This is a genomic window from Cupriavidus sp. SZY C1 (genome assembly GCF_032190535.1).
Classification (GTDB): domain Bacteria; phylum Pseudomonadota; class Gammaproteobacteria; order Burkholderiales; family Burkholderiaceae; genus Cupriavidus; species Cupriavidus pauculus_C.
The window spans coordinates 61,455-77,726 of record NZ_JAUANU010000009.1 but is presented as its reverse complement, the minus strand read 5'-3'; the positions used below and the strand labels follow the sequence as shown (position 1 = coordinate 77,726).

The window sequence follows — 16,272 nt, the reverse complement described above, 5'->3', positions numbered from 1 at the left end:
GGCCAGGGCCGAACAGCACAACGGATTGTCGAAGAACGAGGGGCGTCGCCAGAGCTTCGGGCGCCGCGCCGCAATTGGAAGGCTGCATTGTATAGGAACCCGGCCCGCCATACGAGTCGCGCACGGCAAACGCCGCGGCCAGGGCATCCCAGATGACTGACGCATTGAATTCCCAGGCGGGGCAGGCCCCCGCGGACGCCGCCGCCGGTGGCTTGTCCGGCATTTTTTCCCGTGTGCGCGTGGTGCTGGTGGAAACCAGCCACCCGGGCAATGTCGGGTCCGTGGCCCGGGCCATGAAGACGATGGGCTTTGGCGACGCGCCGGGCAGCCTGGTGCTGGTGTCGCCGCGCGAGCCGGACGTGCTGGCCCATCCGGACGCCGTGGCCATGGCCAGCGGTGCCGACGACGTGCTGGCCGGCGCGCGGATCGTCGACGACATCGAGGCGGCGCTGGCCGGCACGGCCTTCACGGTGGCGATGACGGCCCGCCAGCGCGAATTCGGCCCGCCGCGCCTGCTGCCGCGCGCCGCCGCGGCCCGGGGCAGTGCGCTGCTGGCGGCCGACGACGGCGCGGAGATCGCCCTGGTGTTCGGCAACGAGCGCTACGGGCTGCCCAACGCAGCGGTGCTGCGCTGCTCGGCCGTGACCCATATTCCCGCCAATCCGGCCTATGCGTCGCTGAACCTGGCCCAGGCCGTGCAGCTGGTGGCCTACGAGCTGCGGCTGGCGCTGCTGGATGCCCACGCGGCGGCCGGCGTGGTGCCGGACGGCGTACCGAATATCGGCTATGCTGGCGAGCCGGCCACGACGGAGCAGGTCGAATCGATGTTCGACCATTTCCAGGCCGGGCTGGTGGCCATCGGCTTCCTGGACCCCGACAACCCCCGCAAGCTGATGCCGCGCCTGCGGCGCATGTTTGCCCGGGCCGGGCTGGAGCGCGAGGAAGTGAACATCCTGCGCGGCATCGCCAAGCGCATGCTGCTGGCCGGCAGGCAGACCGAAGGCAACAAGGAAGGCTGAATTCCGTGACCCGCGTCCCGGCACCCGACATGCAGCGCGCCATCCGCGGCCCCGCCCCCGGCCGTGAGACGCCGCGCGCCTGCGCCGGCCAGCCCGCGCGATGTTGAAGCCGCCGCGACCCGAAAAGCCCTGATGGCCTCAGGGCCCGGCGGCAGGCGCTTAAATCTCTTACACTCCCTGCTCGCCACCGCGAGGCCGTCCCCCTACCAGAATCAGGCCCTACCGGCTCATGACCGCGCCGGCGCCGTCCGCATGCCGTGCGGACGCGCGCACGGCCCGGCAACACGACACGACGAAGATGTTCACTCGCCTGAAGGAAGATATCGATGCCATCATGCGGCGCGACCCCGCCGCGCGCAGCCGCCTGGAAGTGCTGACCTGCTATCCGGGGCTGCACGCGGTGATGTTCCATCGCGTGGCCCACGCCTGCTGGCGCGGCGGATTCCACTGGCTGGGCCGCTGGATCTCGCACTGGTCGCGCTGGCTGACCGGCATCGAGATCCATCCCGCCGTCCGGCTGGGCCGGCGCGTGTTCATCGACCACGGCATGGGCGTAGTGATTGGCGAGACAGCCGAGATTGGCGACGACTGCACGATCTACCAGGGCGTGACGCTGGGCGGCACGTCGCTCTACAAGGGCCAGAAGCGCCACCCGACGCTGGGCGCGGGCGTGGTGGTCAGCGCCGGGGCCAAGGTGCTGGGCGGATTCGAGGTGGGCGACGGCGCGCGCGTGGGATCGAACGCGGTGGTGCTCAAGCCGGTGCCGCCGGGCGCCACGGCCGTGGGCATCCCGGCCCGCATCATCATGCCGGACGCGCCGGCCACGCAGCAGGGCGCCAAACAGGAGTTCTCGGCCTACGGCATCACGCCGAATGCCGACGATCCGGTGTCGCTGGCCCTGAAGAGCCTGATCGACAACGCGGCCAAGCAGCATGACCGGATCGAGGCCGTGCTGGCCGCGCTGGACCGGCTGGGCGAGCACCTGGAAAACACGCCGAACGATCGTTTCGACGCCAGCGAACTGCGCAAGCTGATGAAATAGCGCTCGCCGGCGTGCGGCGGGGCAGGACCGGCGGCTCCGGTCAGTCCACCCGCGGCAGCAGGCGGAAGCCGTCGGCGTCCAGTTGCAGGACGGCCGCGCGCGGGCGCCGGCCGTCGAGATCCCAGTCGGTCAGCACCCAGCGTTCGCCGCCGGCATGCGTGTGGCGCGCCGGGCGATGGGTGTGGCCATGGACCAGCGTGCGGGCCGCGCTCGATGCCAGCAGCGCCTCGACGGCCGCCGGCGACGCATCGCCATAGTCCGGCGGCGCCGCACCGTCGGCCTGGCGCGCACGGCCGGCCTCGCTGTCGGCCCGCAGCCGCCGGGCAATCTTCAGCCGCGTGTTCAGCGGCAACGCCAGGAACAGCCGCTGCACCCAGCCCTTGCGCGTCCAGTGCCGGAAGCGGTTGTAGCGCGGGTCGTCGACGCAGAGCAGGTCGCCGTGGCTCAGCACCACGCGCGCGCCGCCGCAGACAATCACGGTCGGGTCCGGCAGCAGCGTGGCACCGGCCGCCCGCGCAAAGCGCTGGCCGATCAGGAAGTCGCGGTTGCCGTGCATCAGGAAGACCGGCACGCCCGTATCGGCCAGCCGGCGCAGCGCCGCCGCGATGCCGGCCGCGAACGGCGTATCGGTCTCCTCGTCGCCTACCCAGAATTCGAAGAAATCGCCCAGGATGAACAGCGCGCGGGCCTGCCGCGCGGCGTCGTCCAGCACGTGCTGGAAGGCGGCCAGCGTGCGGGGCATGCCCGGCGTCAGGTGGAGATCGGAAATGAACCACGCCGGCGCCGACACCTCGATCGGTGCGGCTGCCGGCGCGGGCAGGGTTGCGGTCATGCGGGTCGGAAAGGTCGGTTCACGAGCGGCATGCCGCGTGGGGGAGGAAGAGGGCGGTCGAACGATTATTCGACGATGGTGGCCTTCTGGATCACCACGTCGTCCATCGGCACGTCCTGGTGGAAGCCCGAGCTGCCCGTGCGCACGGCCTTGATGGCGTCCACGACGTCGGTGCCTTCCACGACCTTGCCGAACACGGCGTAGCCGAAGCCCTGCGGCGTGGGCGAGCTGAAGTTCAGGAAGTCGTTGTCCACCACGTTGATGAAGAACTGCGCCGTGGCCGAGTGCGGCGCGTTGGTGCGGGCCATGGCCACCGTGTAGCGGTCGTTCTTCAGGCCGTTGCCGGCTTCGTTCTCGATCGGCGCGTCGGTGTCCTTTTGCTTCATGCCCGGCTCGAAGCCGCCGCCCTGGATCATGAAGTTCTTGATGACGCGATGGAAGATCGTGTTGTCATAGTGGCCCTTGCGCACGTACGACAGGAAGTTCTCCACCGTCTTGGGGGCCTTCTCGGCGTCCAGTTCGATGGTGATGACGCCTTGCGTCGTTTGGAGTTGTACCTTGCTCATGGGTGACCTCTGTCTGGTGACGGTGAGGCCCGCGCGGCGGCGGGCCGGGAGTTACTTGGTGACGACGGTGGCGGACTCGATCACGACCGGGGCGGCCGGCACGTTGCGCATGGCGCCGTAGGCCGTGGTCGGCGTGGTCTTGATCTTGTCGATCGTGTCCATGCCTTCCACCACCTTGCCGAAGACGGCATATCCGTTGCCATCGGGCTGCGGGTAGTCGAGGTTCGGATTATCCACCACATTGACGAAGAACTGGGCCGTGGCCGAGTTCGGGTTCGACGTGCGCGCCATGGCCACGGTGCCGGCCTTGTTCTTGAGGCCGTTCTGCGACTCCAGCGGGATCGGCGCGCGCGTGGGCTTTTCCTTCATGTCGCGGTCAAAGCCGCCGCCCTGCACCATGAAGCCGTTGATCACGCGGTGGAAGATGGTGCCGCTGTAGAAGCCGCTTTTCACGTATTCCATGAAGTTGGCCACGGTCTTGGGCGCGGCGTCGGGGTAGACCTCGATCGTGAACTTGCCGGCGTTGGTGACGAACTGCACACGCTCGGCCTTGGGAGCGGCGGCGGCCGGGCTGGCGCCCTGGGCCATGGCGGCCAGCGGGCTCAGCGCGGTGGCGGCGGCCACCAGGCCGGCCAGGACGATGCGTCGGGAAAGGGTCATGTCTGGAACTCCGTCTTTCAGTGCAGGTAAATCAAGGGAGAGCGGGCGGCAGCGGCCGGGCGCGGGCCCGTCCGCCGCAATGTGCCGGGGTCAGCGGGCCGCGGGAGCGCTGGCGGGCGCCTTGCGCACGCGCGGCGCGGCGGCCGGCGCACTGGCCGGGGCCGGCGTGCCGCCAAGCTGCTGCAGGCTGGCGGCGGCGCGGGCGTCGGCGGGGTTGCGGCGTACCGCATCGCCATACGCCTTTTCCGCCAGGCGCCGGTAGACGTCGCCCAGGTTGCTGTAGGCGATGGCGTAGTCGGGCTTGGCATCGATGGCCAGCAGCAGCTCGGCCTCGGCGCGCTTCAGGTCGCCGCGCCTGGCATAGAGCAGGGCCAGGTTGTTGTGCGGCTCGGGCAACTCGGGAAAGTCCTGCGCCATCTCGGCGAAGGCCTGGATGGCTTCGTCCTCGCGGCCGGCCTTGGCCATGGCCCACGCGCGCTGGAAGCGGGCCTGGGCGTTGCGCGGGTTGCTGGCCAGCACCTTGTCGAAGCCCTTGATGGCGTCGTCGTAGCGCTGGTCGTTGACGGCCTTCTGCGCGGGCACCATGCCGGGGTCCGCCGACGCCACGCCGCCGGTGGTCACCGTCGCCGCGGGCATCGACATCGGGCCATTCTGGGCGGCGGCCGGCCGGGCCAGCAGCGCCCCGGCGATCGCCAGCGCACCCGCGACGGGAAGCGCGACGGAAAGGGCGGCGCCACGGCGGGCCGTCGCGGAGATCGGGAAAGGCAGAAGCAGGCTCATGTAAGGGCGGTCCGTTATACTCCGCGGCATTCTAGCAAAGCGGCACGGCGTGCACGACGCGCCCCAGGCGCCGCCACCCGTCCCCCGGCCGGCCCAGCGGGGTTCCGGTAAGATATGGGGCCCGTGCGCCATGGCGCGCCCGCCGCGCACGCCGCCCTGCCACTCATCACACAAGCTCCATGCAGCAACTGAACATCTACAACACGCTCGCGCGTGAGAAGCAGCCTTTCGTGCCAATCGAACCCGGCAAGGTCCGCATGTACGTGTGCGGCATGACCGTGTACGACTACTGCCACGTGGGCCACGCGCGGGTGATGGTGGTGTTCGACATGGTGCACCGCTGGCTGCGCGCCGCTGGCTACGATGTGACGTATGTGCAGAACATCACCGACATCGACGACAAGATCATCCGCCGGGCGGCCGAGAACGGCGAGACCATCGGCCAGCTCACCACGCGTTTCATCCAGTTCATGCACGAGGATGCGGCCGCGCTGGGCGTGATCCGGCCCGACTACGAGCCGCGCGCCACGGAATTCGTGCCGCAGATGCTCAACATCATCGACAAGCTCGAAGCCCGCGGCCTGGCCTACCAGGCGGCCGACGGCGACGTGAATTTCTCGGTGCGCAAGTTCCCGGGCTACGGCAAGCTGTCCGGCAAGTCGCTGGAGGACCTGCGCGCCGGCGAGCGCGTGAGCGCCAACGACGCCAAGCAGGACCCGCTGGACTTCGTGCTCTGGAAGTCGGCCAAGGAGTCTGAGCCGCCCGAGAGCAAGTGGGATTCGAAGTGGGGCAGCGGCCGCCCGGGCTGGCATATTGAATGCTCCGCCATGAGCTGCACGTTGCTGGGCGAGCATTTCGACATCCACGGCGGCGGCGCCGACCTGCAGTTCCCGCACCACGAGAACGAGATCGCGCAGTCCGAAGGCGCCAGCGGCAAGCCGTTCGTCAACATGTGGATGCACAACGGCTTCGTGCGTATCAATGACGAGAAGATGTCGAAATCACTTGGCAATTTCTTCACGATCCGCGAAGTGCTCAAGCAGTACGACCCCGAGGTCGTGCGCTTCTTCATCCTGCGCGCGCACTACCGCAGCCCGCTGAACTACAGCGACGCCCACCTGGACGACGCCCGCCATGCGCTGACGCGCCTGTACACGGCGCTCAAGGAAACGCAGCCGGGCGGCTGCGCCGTGGACTGGGACGAGGCGCACGCGCGCCGCTTTGCCGAGGCGATGAGCGACGACTTCAACACGCCGATCGCCATGTCGGTGCTGTTCGACCTGGCCAGCGAGGTGAACCGGTCCGGCTCGCTCCAGGCCGCCCACCAGCTCAAGGCGCTGGCCGGCACGCTGGGCCTGCTGGAGCGCGATCCGCACACGTTCCTGCAGGGCGGGGCCAGCGTGGACGGGCTCAGCGCCGAACAGATCGACGCGCAGATCGCGGCACGCCGCGCGGCCAAGGCCGAGCGCAACTTTGCCGAGGCGGATCGCATCCGCGCGGCGTTGCTGGAGGCCGGCGTGGTCCTGGAAGACAAGCCGGGTGGTGCCACCGAGTGGAGGCGTGCTTGAACGCTGCCGCGCGCAAGCCGAAATCCGCAACCGTCGCGCCCAAGCCTGCCGGCAAGGCCGCCGCCAGGCAGGCGCCCAGGGTGCCGGCGCGCGACGAGCCGAAGGCGGCTGCCGCCACCAGGACCGGCGGCAAGGGCCGCAAGGTCGACCTGCCCGAGGCGCAGGCCGTGCCGCTGCCGGTGGAGACCGTGGTCGACGCCGTGCGCCCGGCCTACTGGGACGAGGCCTGCGCCGACCTGATGAAGCGCGACCGCATCCTGCGCAAGATGATTCCGACCTACGGGCCCGCCCACCTGGTGTCGCGCGGTGACCCGTTCATCACGCTGGCGCGATCCATCGTCGGCCAGCAGATCTCGGTCAAGGCGGCGCAGTCGGTGTGGGAACGGTTGGTGACGCTGTGTCCACGCGTCACGCCGGCACAGTTCCTGCGCGCCGGCAACGAGCAACTGGCCGGGTGCGGGTTGTCCAAGCGCAAGGCCGAGTACATCACCGACCTGGCCAGCCACTTCAAGGCCGGCACGGTCCACGTGAACGACTGGGCCGGCATGGACGACGAGGCCGTGATCGCTGAGCTGACGCAGATCCGGGGCATCGGGCGCTGGACGGCCGAGATGTTCCTGATGTTCAATCTGATGCGTCCGAACGTCCTGCCGCTGGACGACGTGGGCCTGATCAACGCGATCTCGGCCAACTACTTCAGTGGCGAACCCGTCACCCGCAGCGAGGCGCGCGAGGTGGCGGCCAACTGGGAGCCCTGGCGCACCGTGGCCACGTGGTACATGTGGCGCAGCCTGGACCCCCTGCCAGTGACGTATTAGCGGCAGGAAGTGGCAGCATGAGGCAGTGGCGGGGTTGACGCCTGCCAAAAATGCATAGAAATCAACATATTGGGTCGCAGTCTTCTGGAGTTTTTCCGGTAGAATGCGCCCCTTCACAGACAGGTCCGCGTTTTTATGAAAACCACCTTCCTGGATTTCGAGCAGCCGATTGCCGAGCTCGAGGCAAAGATCGAAGAACTGCGCTTTGTGCAGGACGACTCGGCTGTCGACATTTCCGAAGAGATTTCGCGGCTGGCCGGCAAGAGCCAGCAGCTGACCAAGGATATCTATGCCAACCTGACCCCGTGGCAGGTTGCGCAGATCGCGCGCCACCCGCAGCGTCCGTACACGCTGGACTATGTGCGCGAGATCTTCACCGACTTCCATGAACTGCACGGCGACCGTGCGTTTGCCGACGACCTGTCGATCGTCGGCGGCCTGGCGCGCTTCAACGGCCAGGCGTGCATGGTCATCGGCCACCAGAAGGGCCGCGACACGAAGGAACGCGCGCTGCGCAACTTCGGCATGTCCAAGCCCGAGGGCTACCGCAAGGCCAAGCGCCTGATGGAACTGGCCGACAAGTTCGGCCTGCCGATCTTCACGTTCGTCGATACCCCGGGCGCGTTCCCGGGCATCGACGCCGAGGAGCGCGGCCAGTCGGAGGCGATCGGCCACAACCTCTACGTCATGGCCGGCCTGAAGGTGCCCCTGATTGCCACGATCATCGGCGAGGGCGGCTCGGGCGGCGCGCTGGCGATTGCCGTGGGCGACGTCGTGCAGATGCTGCAGTTCGCCACGTACGCCGTGATTTCGCCGGAAGGCTGCGCGTCGATCCTGTGGAAGACGGCCGAGAAGGCCCCGGAAGCCGCCGAGGCGCTGGGCCTGACCGCGCACCGCCTGAAGGCGCTGGGCCTGGTCGACAAGATCATCAACGAGCCGCTTGGCGGTGCCCACCGCGACCCGAAGGGCATGGCGACGATGCTCAAGCGGTCGCTGGCCGAATCGCTGCGCCAGTTCCAGGGCATGAGCGTCAAGGAACTGCAGGCGCGCCGCCACGAGCGCCTGATGGCCTATGGCAAGTTCAAGGAAACCGGCGCCCAGGAGTGACGTGGGCACCGAAGACCCGACGCACCTGACCGCGCGTCTGACCGACAAGGTCGCACAGGCTCTACAGGCCAGTGCGGCCTTTGTTGTTTCTGGCGCCCCGGAAGCCGCCGGCACGCCGCCCGCCACCGTGGCCGTGGCGCTGTCGGGCGGGCGCGATTCCGTGGCGCTGCTGCATGCCGCGCGCGGGGCGCTGGCCGCTACGTGGCCGCTGGCGCGGCTGGTGGCGCTGCACGTCCATCACGGGCTCCAGCCGCAGGCCGATGCATGGGACGACTTCTGCGCGACGCTCTGTGCCGAGCTCGACGTGCCGCTGGCCAGTACCCGCGTCGCCGTTCGGCCGATGGCGGGCGAGGGCATCGAGGCTGCCGCGCGACGCGCCCGCTATGACGCCCTGGGGCGGATGTGCCGTGAGCAGGGCGCCCGGCTGCTGCTGTTCGCCCATCATCGCGACGACCAGGTGGAAACCGTGCTGCTGCGGCTGTTCCGGGGCACCGGCGTGGCCGGCATGGCCGGGATGCCGGCGCGCCGGCCGCTCGATGCGCGCGGCGACGTACAACTGCTGCGGCCCTGGCTCGATGTGTCGCGTGCCGATATCGATATCTATTGCCACGCGCACGGCCTGCGCTGGATCGACGACCCTTCGAACGCCGACACACGGTTCGCCCGCAACGCGCTGCGCGCGCAGTTGCCGGGGCTGCTGCAGGCATTCCCCGCGCTTTACGAGAATGTGACCCAGGCCGCCGCCCATTTCGGCCAGGCCGCCGGCATGCTCGATGCGCTGGCCGAGCAGGCGCTGTCGCGGCTGGTCTGCGCCGGGCGCGATGCCGATACCCTTTCTGAACTCGACCTCGCCGGCCTGCGCGCCTTGCCGGCCGAGCACGCCGATGCGGTGCTTCGGCACTGGCTGCGCGACCTCGGCGCCCAGCCGCCCAGCACCGCGCGGCTGGCGGCGATGCGCGCGCAGTTGATCGAACATGGCGGCGGAGAGCCCGCCATTGCGCACGATGGACTGGTGCTGCGCCGGTTCCGTGGCCGCGTGCTGGCCTGCCAACGCGTGCCCGACGAGACGCCGGCGCCGTTCGCGTTCGACTGGCACGGCGAAGCCCGCATCGTGGTGCCAGCATGGCGGGGCGAACTGCATTTCGCGCGGGACGACACCTTCGGCGTGCCTGAAGCCGTGCTGCGCGCACCGCTGCGGCTGGCCGCGAGGGCCGGCGGCGAACGTATCGTCCTGCGGCCCGGTGGCCCGGCGCGGGCGCTGAAGCAGGCGTACCAGGAGGCCGGCATCCCGGCCTGGCGCCGCCTGTATCTGCCGCTGCTGTGGAGCGCATCGACCGAGGGTGGCGAGCAGCTTGTGATGGCCGGCGGCCTGGGCATGCATCGCCGCTGGCCGGCCGCCGTGGAGGGGGCGCCGCGCTGGCGCGTGGAGTGGCTGGCGGCGCCGGTTGCCGGACGCTGAAGAGCTGGCAAGCGGGCCGGGTGGCCCCACCTTACGTCATAAATAGGGACAGATTTAATTCTCTATGTGAATAGAATTCACATAAAAACAGCGTCAAATTTGCCACGTTTTTGGCCTTTCTTCGTCCGCTGGCCTTTACGGGACGCGGCGCATCGTGTAATTTCATCGGCTTTGCACAATCGCTGGCGTCGACAAGAAGATGGCTCTCATCGTTCACAAATACGGCGGCACTTCGATGGGTTCCACGGAACGCATCAAGAATGTCGCCAAGCGCGTGGCCAAGTGGCACCGCGCCGGTCACCGCGTAGTCGTGGTGCCTTCGGCCATGTCGGGCGAGACCAATCGCCTGCTGGGCCTGGCCAAGGAAATTTCCGCGCAGCCGGACCCGCGCGAGCTGGACATGCTGGCGTCCACGGGCGAGCAGGCCAGCGTGGCCCTGCTGGCCATCGCGCTGCATGGCGAGGGCATCGACGCGGTCAGCTACACGGGCTGGCAGGTGCCGGTGAAGACCGATTCGGCCTACACCAAGGCCCGCATCGAATCGATCGACGACGAGCGCATCCTGGGTGACCTGGAGGCGGGCAAGGTGGTGGTCATCACCGGCTTCCAGGGCATCGACGACGACGGCAACATCACCACGCTGGGCCGCGGCGGCTCGGACACCTCGGCCGTGGCCATCGCGGCCGCCATCGAGGCCGACGAGTGCCTGATCTACACCGACGTGGACGGCGTGTACACGACCGACCCGCGCGTGGTGGAAGACGCCCGCCGGCTCGACCAGATCACCTTCGAGGAAATGCTGGAAATGGCCAGCCTGGGCTCCAAGGTGCTGCAGATCCGCTCGGTGGAATTCGCCGGCAAGTACCGCGTGAAGACCCGCGTGCTGTCGTCGCTGACCGATCCCCTGATGCCGCTCGAGCAGGAAATGCACTCGGGCACGCTGATTACTTTTGAGGAAGATTCTGAAATGGAAGCAGCCGTCATCTCCGGCATTGCCTTCGCTCGTGACGAGGCCAAGATCACCGTGCTCGGCGTGCCGGACAAGCCGGGCATCGCCTACCAGATCCTGGGCCCGATCGCCGACGCCAACATCGACGTCGACATGATCATCCAGAACCAGTCCGTCGAGGGCAAGACCGACTTCACGTTCACCGTGCCGCGCGCCGACTACCAGCGCGCGCTGACGATCCTGAACGACGGCGTGAAGGCCCACATCGGCGCGGCCAGCGTGTCGGGCGATCCGAAGGTGTCGAAGGTGTCGGTGGTGGGCGTGGGCATGCGCTCGCACGTCGGCATCGCCAGCAAGATGTTCCGCACGCTGTCGGAAGAGGGCATCAACATCCAGATGATTTCCACGTCGGAAATCAAGATCTCGGTGCTGATCGACGAGAAGTACATGGAGCTGGCCGTGCGCGCGCTCCACAAGGTGTTCGAGCTGGATCAGGCGTGATCCGTGGCTGGTAAGGCCGTTCCGGCGCGACACGATCGCGGCGCCGATTGCCGCGATTTTTGTCACGGTTCATCGAAAATTCGTTGACCAGTCGGGACTGCCTCGCTAGAATACGCGCTCTGTTGTGCAGCCTCCCTTGCACAACAAAAGTTTGGGAGACGTGGCCGAGAGGTCGAAGGCACTCCCCTGCTAAGGGAGCATCCGGGCCAAAACCTGGATCGAGGGTTCGAATCCCTCCGTCTCCGCCACTACGTCTGTATTGGCGGCGAACCCCGGAAGATCGCGGTCTTCCGGGGTTTTGTTTTTTTGGGCCCGCTTTCGATGCGATGCGCGCGCCCTGGACGGTGGCTGTTGCACCGGCCCCTCACCGACGGGTTTTCTCGCCTTGGCAAGCCCAAGCCGCATGCCGGTACATCGCAGTGATCGGCATCCTGCAACCTCGCTGTAGTCGCCCGTTTCCCTGCTCCGCCCGCATCCGCCGAGGCTTCTCCGCCGAGGAGCATGCCATCGCCGCCCTGTGCCACCTTTTCGGCGTCCCTTAGACCTGGATTAAGAAACCCCCACGACAAGCCCGCTGCGCGTTGCGTATCGGTCACGATCGCCTTCTCGACCGGTTTCGATATTGCTAGAGTCGCGCCCCAGAAAAACGTGGCCCGGGCCGGATGCGCGGCATGGCAGCGACGTTCCACACCATGTCGTGAGAAGGGGTCGTTCTTTGTACCGATTCTGGCTTTCAGGAAGCGGCGCTTGGGTGCCGCTGATGTTGTGCGTGTTCGCTGCGCCTGCGCTGGCGTCCGGCATCGTGCCGGATGGCAGCACTGCCACGACGGCTGCCGTCGGGGCCGGCGGCCGTATTGCCGTGGGCGTGGCCGCGGCCGTGGGCGGCGTGTCCACCAACAACTATCGCGAGTTCAACGTCCCGGCGGCGGGTGTGGACCTGAACAACGCCACCGCTCGCGCCCGGACGATACTCAACCAGGTCACGGGCACCCGCCCGTCGCTGCTGGAAGGCCCGCTGAACGTGCTGGGGCCGCGTGCCAACGTCGTCATCGCCAATCCCAACGGCATCAGCGTCAACGGCATGGTGGTCCAGAACATCGGCAACCTGGCGCTGACCACCGGGCAGGTCACCTTCAACGACGTCTCGGTCAACGGCCAGCTCCAGCGCAACCTGGTGCTCAGCACGCGGCAGGGCGCCATCGATATCGGGCCCGGTGGGTTGTCGGGCACGCTGCTGAACCTCGAACTGATCGCCAAGCAGCTCCGCGTGGCCGGGAGGGTCGAGAACCGCTATACCGATCCGAACTCTCGCGTCCGGGCCGTGGTTGGCGACAGCCATGCCGAGATCGATGCCAGCGTATCGCCGGGCGACAACCTGTCGCCGTGGATCTCGTACGCAGCCGGCGGCGCCTCGTCCGGCAACCTCGCGCTGGACATCACCAGCGCGGGCAGCCTGCTCGGCGGCCGGGTGGAAGTCATCGTGACCGATCAGGGCGCGGGCGTGCGGCATGCCGGCGCCGCGTATGCGACGGCTGGCGATTTCCTGATCTCCGGCACCGGCGACCTGCAGCTTGGCGGGGGCAAGGTCGGTGCCACGCGCGATGTGTGGATCGATAGCGGCGGGCTGTTCGGCAGCGGATCGATGACCGCAGGCCGGCACGTCCAGATAACTTCCGAGCGCGTCGCACTGGCCGACAGTGCCATCGCGGCAGGCACGTCGACAACGGGCGACATCGTCATCGGGGCACCGGGCCAGACGCGCAGCCGGACGCTGGCGCTTGCCGACACCGCCCTGGACGCGAGCGGCGGTATCGGCCTGTTCGATGCCGGCGCGGGCATTGCGCTGGCCGGTGTACGGCTCAACGCCAACGGCAACGTGGTGATCGAAGGCCAGGGGGCGCGCGGACTGAGCGTGAGCGCCGGGCGCGGGCGATCGGCACTGACTTCCAGGCAGGGGGGGCTGTCGGTGCTGGCCACGGACCTGCATGCCGGCGGGGCCGATATCGACGGCGTCGGCGGGGTGTCCATCAGGACCGGAGACCTGACGTTGCGCGATGCGACGCTGTCGTCCACGGGCGGTGACGTGGAGGTCCAGGCAGGCGGGCTCTGGCAGCAGCAGGACGCGGACGTGCTGGCGGCGTCGAACGTCAAGATCCAGGCCGGCGCCATGCAACTGGCTTCGGCCACGCGCCAGTCGACCGTCATCGCCAAACACGGCGGCGTCCGCCTGAGCATCGATGGCGATCTTGTCAACGACGGCGCGCTGGTGCAAGGCCAGACCCGCTCCGACCAGGCCGGGTCGGAAGGCGCGCTGGCGGTGCGCGCGGGTGGCGCCATCCTGAACAGCTCGACGCCGCAGTACCTGGGCATCTTCTTTGGCGCCGCCGACGATGTCGTCGTGCTGGCCGGGGGCGATATCGTCAATCGGCATGCGCGCATGCTGTCGAACGCGCGGCTCGATGTGGCGGCGACGGGCGATCTGATCAACGAGATCACCAGGCAGCCCGGCGCCAACGGCGACCAGGCCGTGGTGGACGCCACGTCGGGGCGGCGCTGGCTGGTGCTCTCCAAGCGGTCCAGCACGTACGACATCGACTATGGCGCGGTGGATCGCCCGGGACAGACTGCCTATCTGCTATCGGACACCGGCACGACGCTCAGCGGCCGCAACGTGTTCAACACCGGCGGCGAGATCTACGCCAACAACGGCGCGATATCGATCCATGCCGCAGACACGTTCCGCACACAGGGCGTGACGACCGGGCAGGCCCACTACGCCCGCACCTGCATGATCGTATGCCGGACGTCGGCGTCGTCGAACACCGCGGTGACCGGCGGCCTGTTGTCGGCGGGCGGCGGTATCGACATCACGGCTGGCCGGGCCGCCGAGAACATCGGCGGCCGCGTGCTGGCGCTGGGCGACCTGACCGTGGACGCGCCGGTCACGTATGCGTCGGGGCTCACCGGCTACACGGCGATCGCGCGCGACCGGGGATTCAAGGCGTTCTTCGGCGATACCTGGGCGCGGCTGTATGCGATGGACGTCGGCGGAAGCTGGATGGCGACCGGCCGCACACGCATCGGCGGGGATGCCGTCGTCAATGGCGGCAGCTTCGATGGCGACGTGGCCATCGCGGGCGCCACCAGCGTGAGCCGGTCGCGCCAGCAGGATTCCGTATCGGTGGAAAACCATCTGGGCCTGACGACATGGCTGTGGCGATGAAGCGGGCGGCCGCCGCCGCGCTGATGGCGATGATGGCTTCGGCCGGCGTGCAGGCGCAGGTGTCGCCCATCGGGCCCCTGCCGCCGGAGGACCCGGCGCAACGCCTGCTCCGGGAACAGCGGCAGCGCGATCTGCAACGAGAGGCCACCCAGCCGCCGCCGCAGATCGACAGCCGCGTGCCGATGGCGCCCGACGTGCGCGTGGAGGACGTGGAGGAGACGGCAGCTACGTTCGACATCCGCCGCATCGAGGTGGAAGGCAACACGGTGCTGTCCGATGCGGAGGTCGATGCCGTGACGGCGCCGTTCATCGGTCAACGGCTCGGCGCCAACCGCATCAACCTGCTGCTGCGCCGGTTCACCGAGGCGTTCGTGGCCAAGGGCTACATCACCACGCGCGCCTACCTTGGCGAGCAGAACCTGGCCAGCGGCGTGCTGCGCGTGACGGTTGTGCCGGGCCGCGTGGAATCGCTCCAGCTCAACGGCAAGACACTGCGGCCGGGGCCGCTGCCGCTGTTCGACACGGCGGCCGGCGGCTGGATCACCGATGCCGGGACGGTGTGGCAGTTTCCCGCGCCGGGCGACACGCTGCGGCTGGCCGACCTCGAACAGGGTGTCGATCAGTTGAACCGGCTGCGCCGCAATCGCGCGGAGCTGCAGATCCTGCCGGGGCAGACGCCGGGAGGCTCGGTGGTAGCGCTGGCGAACCAGCCCGGCGACCGGTTCCGCTTCAACGCGGGCGTGGACAACTACGGCAGCCGCGTCACCGGTATCTCCCGCACACGGCTGGGGGTCGACGCCGACAACGCGCTGGGGCTGCAGGAATCGCTGGGCGTGAGCTACGTGGGCACGTCGGACACCAATGCCGCCGTGGCGTCGGCCGCGGTGCCGTTCGGCTACAACACGTTCAGCTACACGGCTTCGCTGTCGGAATACCAGAACACGATCGGTGACACGGCGCTGCTGTACGGCCGGTCGATGGGCCATACGCTCGGATGGAACCGCGTGCTGACGCGCAACCAGCGCGGCCGGCAGGCCGTGGACCTGACGCTCACGTGGCGCAAGAGCGAGCGCGAGATCAACAACCTGCAACTGGACCCGCAGCGGCTGACCGTGTTGCGCGCCGCCTGGAACGGGCTGTGGCGGTTCGCCGCCAATGCGCAGCAGGGCTACGTGACGGCGGAAGCCGGCTACTCGCGCGGCCTGACATCGTTCCATGCGACCGACGATCCGTCCGATATACGCCGGGACGAAGCGCACGCGCAATTCAACAAGTTCGACGCCAGCACGACCCTGCAACTGCCGCTGCCCCCGGTGGCCGGACGGGCGCAGGTGGCGTGGCGGGCCCAGCTGGTCGGACAGTGGACCAACGTCGCGCTGTTCGGGTCGGAGCAGGTCTACGCCGGCGGCATGAGCACGGTGCGCGGCTTCCGGGAAGGCGTGATCGCCGGCGACCGTGGCGCCTATCTGCGCAACGAATTCGCGTGGATCAACGCGCCGGTGCTGGGCGGCCTGCGCATGGAACCGTATGTGTTCCTGGATGGCGGCGAGACGCAGTACGTGGCAACGCGCCGATGGCAGGCAGTTGCCGGCGCGGGCGCGGGTATCCGTCTGTCGGCGCAGTGGGCGGGACAAACCTTCACAAGCGAAGTTCTGGTGGGTGCGCCGCTGGCGCAGCCCGCCAGCCTGGGGCCCCGGCGCGCGATCGCGCTGGCCACCCTGAACTGGATCTACTAGGAGCAGCAAGCC

13 protein-coding genes and 1 tRNA gene are annotated in these 16,272 nt (G+C 68.5%); 10 read left to right on the top strand and 4 right to left on the bottom strand.

The features are described 5' to 3' along the window. Positions 1-152: 152 nt before the first annotated feature. Together QTN24_RS15325 and cysE are read left to right on the top strand one after the other, a co-directional pair. Positions 153-1,019: an RNA methyltransferase gene (locus QTN24_RS15325; RefSeq protein WP_313837982.1), complete on the top strand. Its 867-nt coding sequence runs from the start codon at positions 153-155 to the stop codon at positions 1,017-1,019. A 298-nt stretch (positions 1,020-1,317) separates the two neighbouring features. Continuing rightward, positions 1,318-2,061, top strand: coding sequence for a serine O-acetyltransferase (cysE, locus tag QTN24_RS15320; RefSeq protein ID WP_124684653.1), 744 nt, complete (start codon positions 1,318-1,320; stop codon positions 2,059-2,061). A 40-nt stretch (positions 2,062-2,101) separates the two neighbouring features. Here cysE and QTN24_RS15315 read toward each other — a convergent pair whose 3' ends face one another. The 4 genes from QTN24_RS15315 to QTN24_RS15300 form a co-directional block, all read right to left on the bottom strand. Then, a complete protein-coding gene (locus QTN24_RS15315; RefSeq protein ID WP_313837979.1) occupies positions 2,102-2,893 on the bottom strand; it encodes a UDP-2,3-diacylglucosamine diphosphatase in 792 nt (263 codons plus the stop codon). 65 nt (positions 2,894-2,958) lie between these two features. Further along, the gene (locus QTN24_RS15310) at positions 2,959-3,459 is read right to left on the bottom strand and encodes a peptidylprolyl isomerase (protein ID WP_124684651.1); all 501 of its coding nucleotides are present in this window, start codon (positions 3,457-3,459) and stop codon (positions 2,959-2,961) included. Between the two features lie 51 nt (positions 3,460-3,510). After that, positions 3,511-4,119 (bottom strand): peptidylprolyl isomerase, encoded by a 609-nt coding sequence (locus tag QTN24_RS15305; RefSeq protein ID WP_124684650.1) that lies wholly within the window; start codon positions 4,117-4,119, stop codon positions 3,511-3,513. Positions 4,120-4,209: 90 nt separating this feature from the next. Beyond that, entirely contained in the window at positions 4,210-4,899 is a 690-nt protein-coding gene (locus QTN24_RS15300) for a tetratricopeptide repeat protein (protein WP_313837974.1), read from the bottom strand. Between the two features lie 179 nt (positions 4,900-5,078). On the opposite strand from QTN24_RS15300, the gene cysS reads away from it, so the two are divergent. The 8 genes from cysS (at position 5,079) to QTN24_RS15260 (ending at position 16,260) form a co-directional block, all read left to right on the top strand. Next, positions 5,079-6,467 (top strand): cysteine--tRNA ligase, encoded by a 1,389-nt coding sequence (gene cysS / locus QTN24_RS15295; RefSeq protein ID WP_313837972.1) that lies wholly within the window; start codon positions 5,079-5,081, stop codon positions 6,465-6,467. Next, a complete protein-coding gene (locus QTN24_RS15290; protein WP_409559036.1) occupies positions 6,452-7,285 on the top strand; it encodes a DNA-3-methyladenine glycosylase family protein in 834 nt (277 codons plus the stop codon). Before cysS ends, QTN24_RS15290 begins: the two co-directional genes overlap by 16 nt. A 135-nt stretch (positions 7,286-7,420) precedes the next feature. Further along, positions 7,421-8,392, top strand: a complete 972-nt coding sequence (locus tag QTN24_RS15285) for an acetyl-CoA carboxylase carboxyltransferase subunit alpha (RefSeq protein WP_124684646.1) — start codon at positions 7,421-7,423, stop codon at positions 8,390-8,392. Further along, the gene (gene tilS, locus QTN24_RS15280) at positions 8,358-9,851 is read left to right on the top strand and encodes a tRNA lysidine(34) synthetase TilS (RefSeq protein ID WP_409559035.1); all 1,494 of its coding nucleotides are present in this window, start codon (positions 8,358-8,360) and stop codon (positions 9,849-9,851) included. Before QTN24_RS15285 ends, tilS begins: the two co-directional genes overlap by 35 nt. Positions 9,852-10,050: 199 nt before the next feature. Further along, positions 10,051-11,301, top strand: a complete 1,251-nt coding sequence (locus QTN24_RS15275) for an aspartate kinase (protein WP_124684645.1) — start codon at positions 10,051-10,053, stop codon at positions 11,299-11,301. A 154-nt stretch (positions 11,302-11,455) separates the two neighbouring features. Continuing rightward, positions 11,456-11,549: transfer RNA gene (locus QTN24_RS15270), tRNA-Ser, on the top strand. A 512-nt stretch (positions 11,550-12,061) separates the two neighbouring features. Beyond that, a complete protein-coding gene (locus tag QTN24_RS15265; RefSeq protein WP_313838215.1) occupies positions 12,062-14,524 on the top strand; it encodes a filamentous hemagglutinin N-terminal domain-containing protein in 2,463 nt (820 codons plus the stop codon). After that, positions 14,509-16,260 (top strand): ShlB/FhaC/HecB family hemolysin secretion/activation protein, encoded by a 1,752-nt coding sequence (locus tag QTN24_RS15260; RefSeq protein ID WP_313837966.1) that lies wholly within the window; start codon positions 14,509-14,511, stop codon positions 16,258-16,260. The genes QTN24_RS15265 and QTN24_RS15260 overlap by 16 nt, the downstream gene beginning before the upstream one ends. Positions 16,261-16,272: the final 12 nt, after the last annotated feature.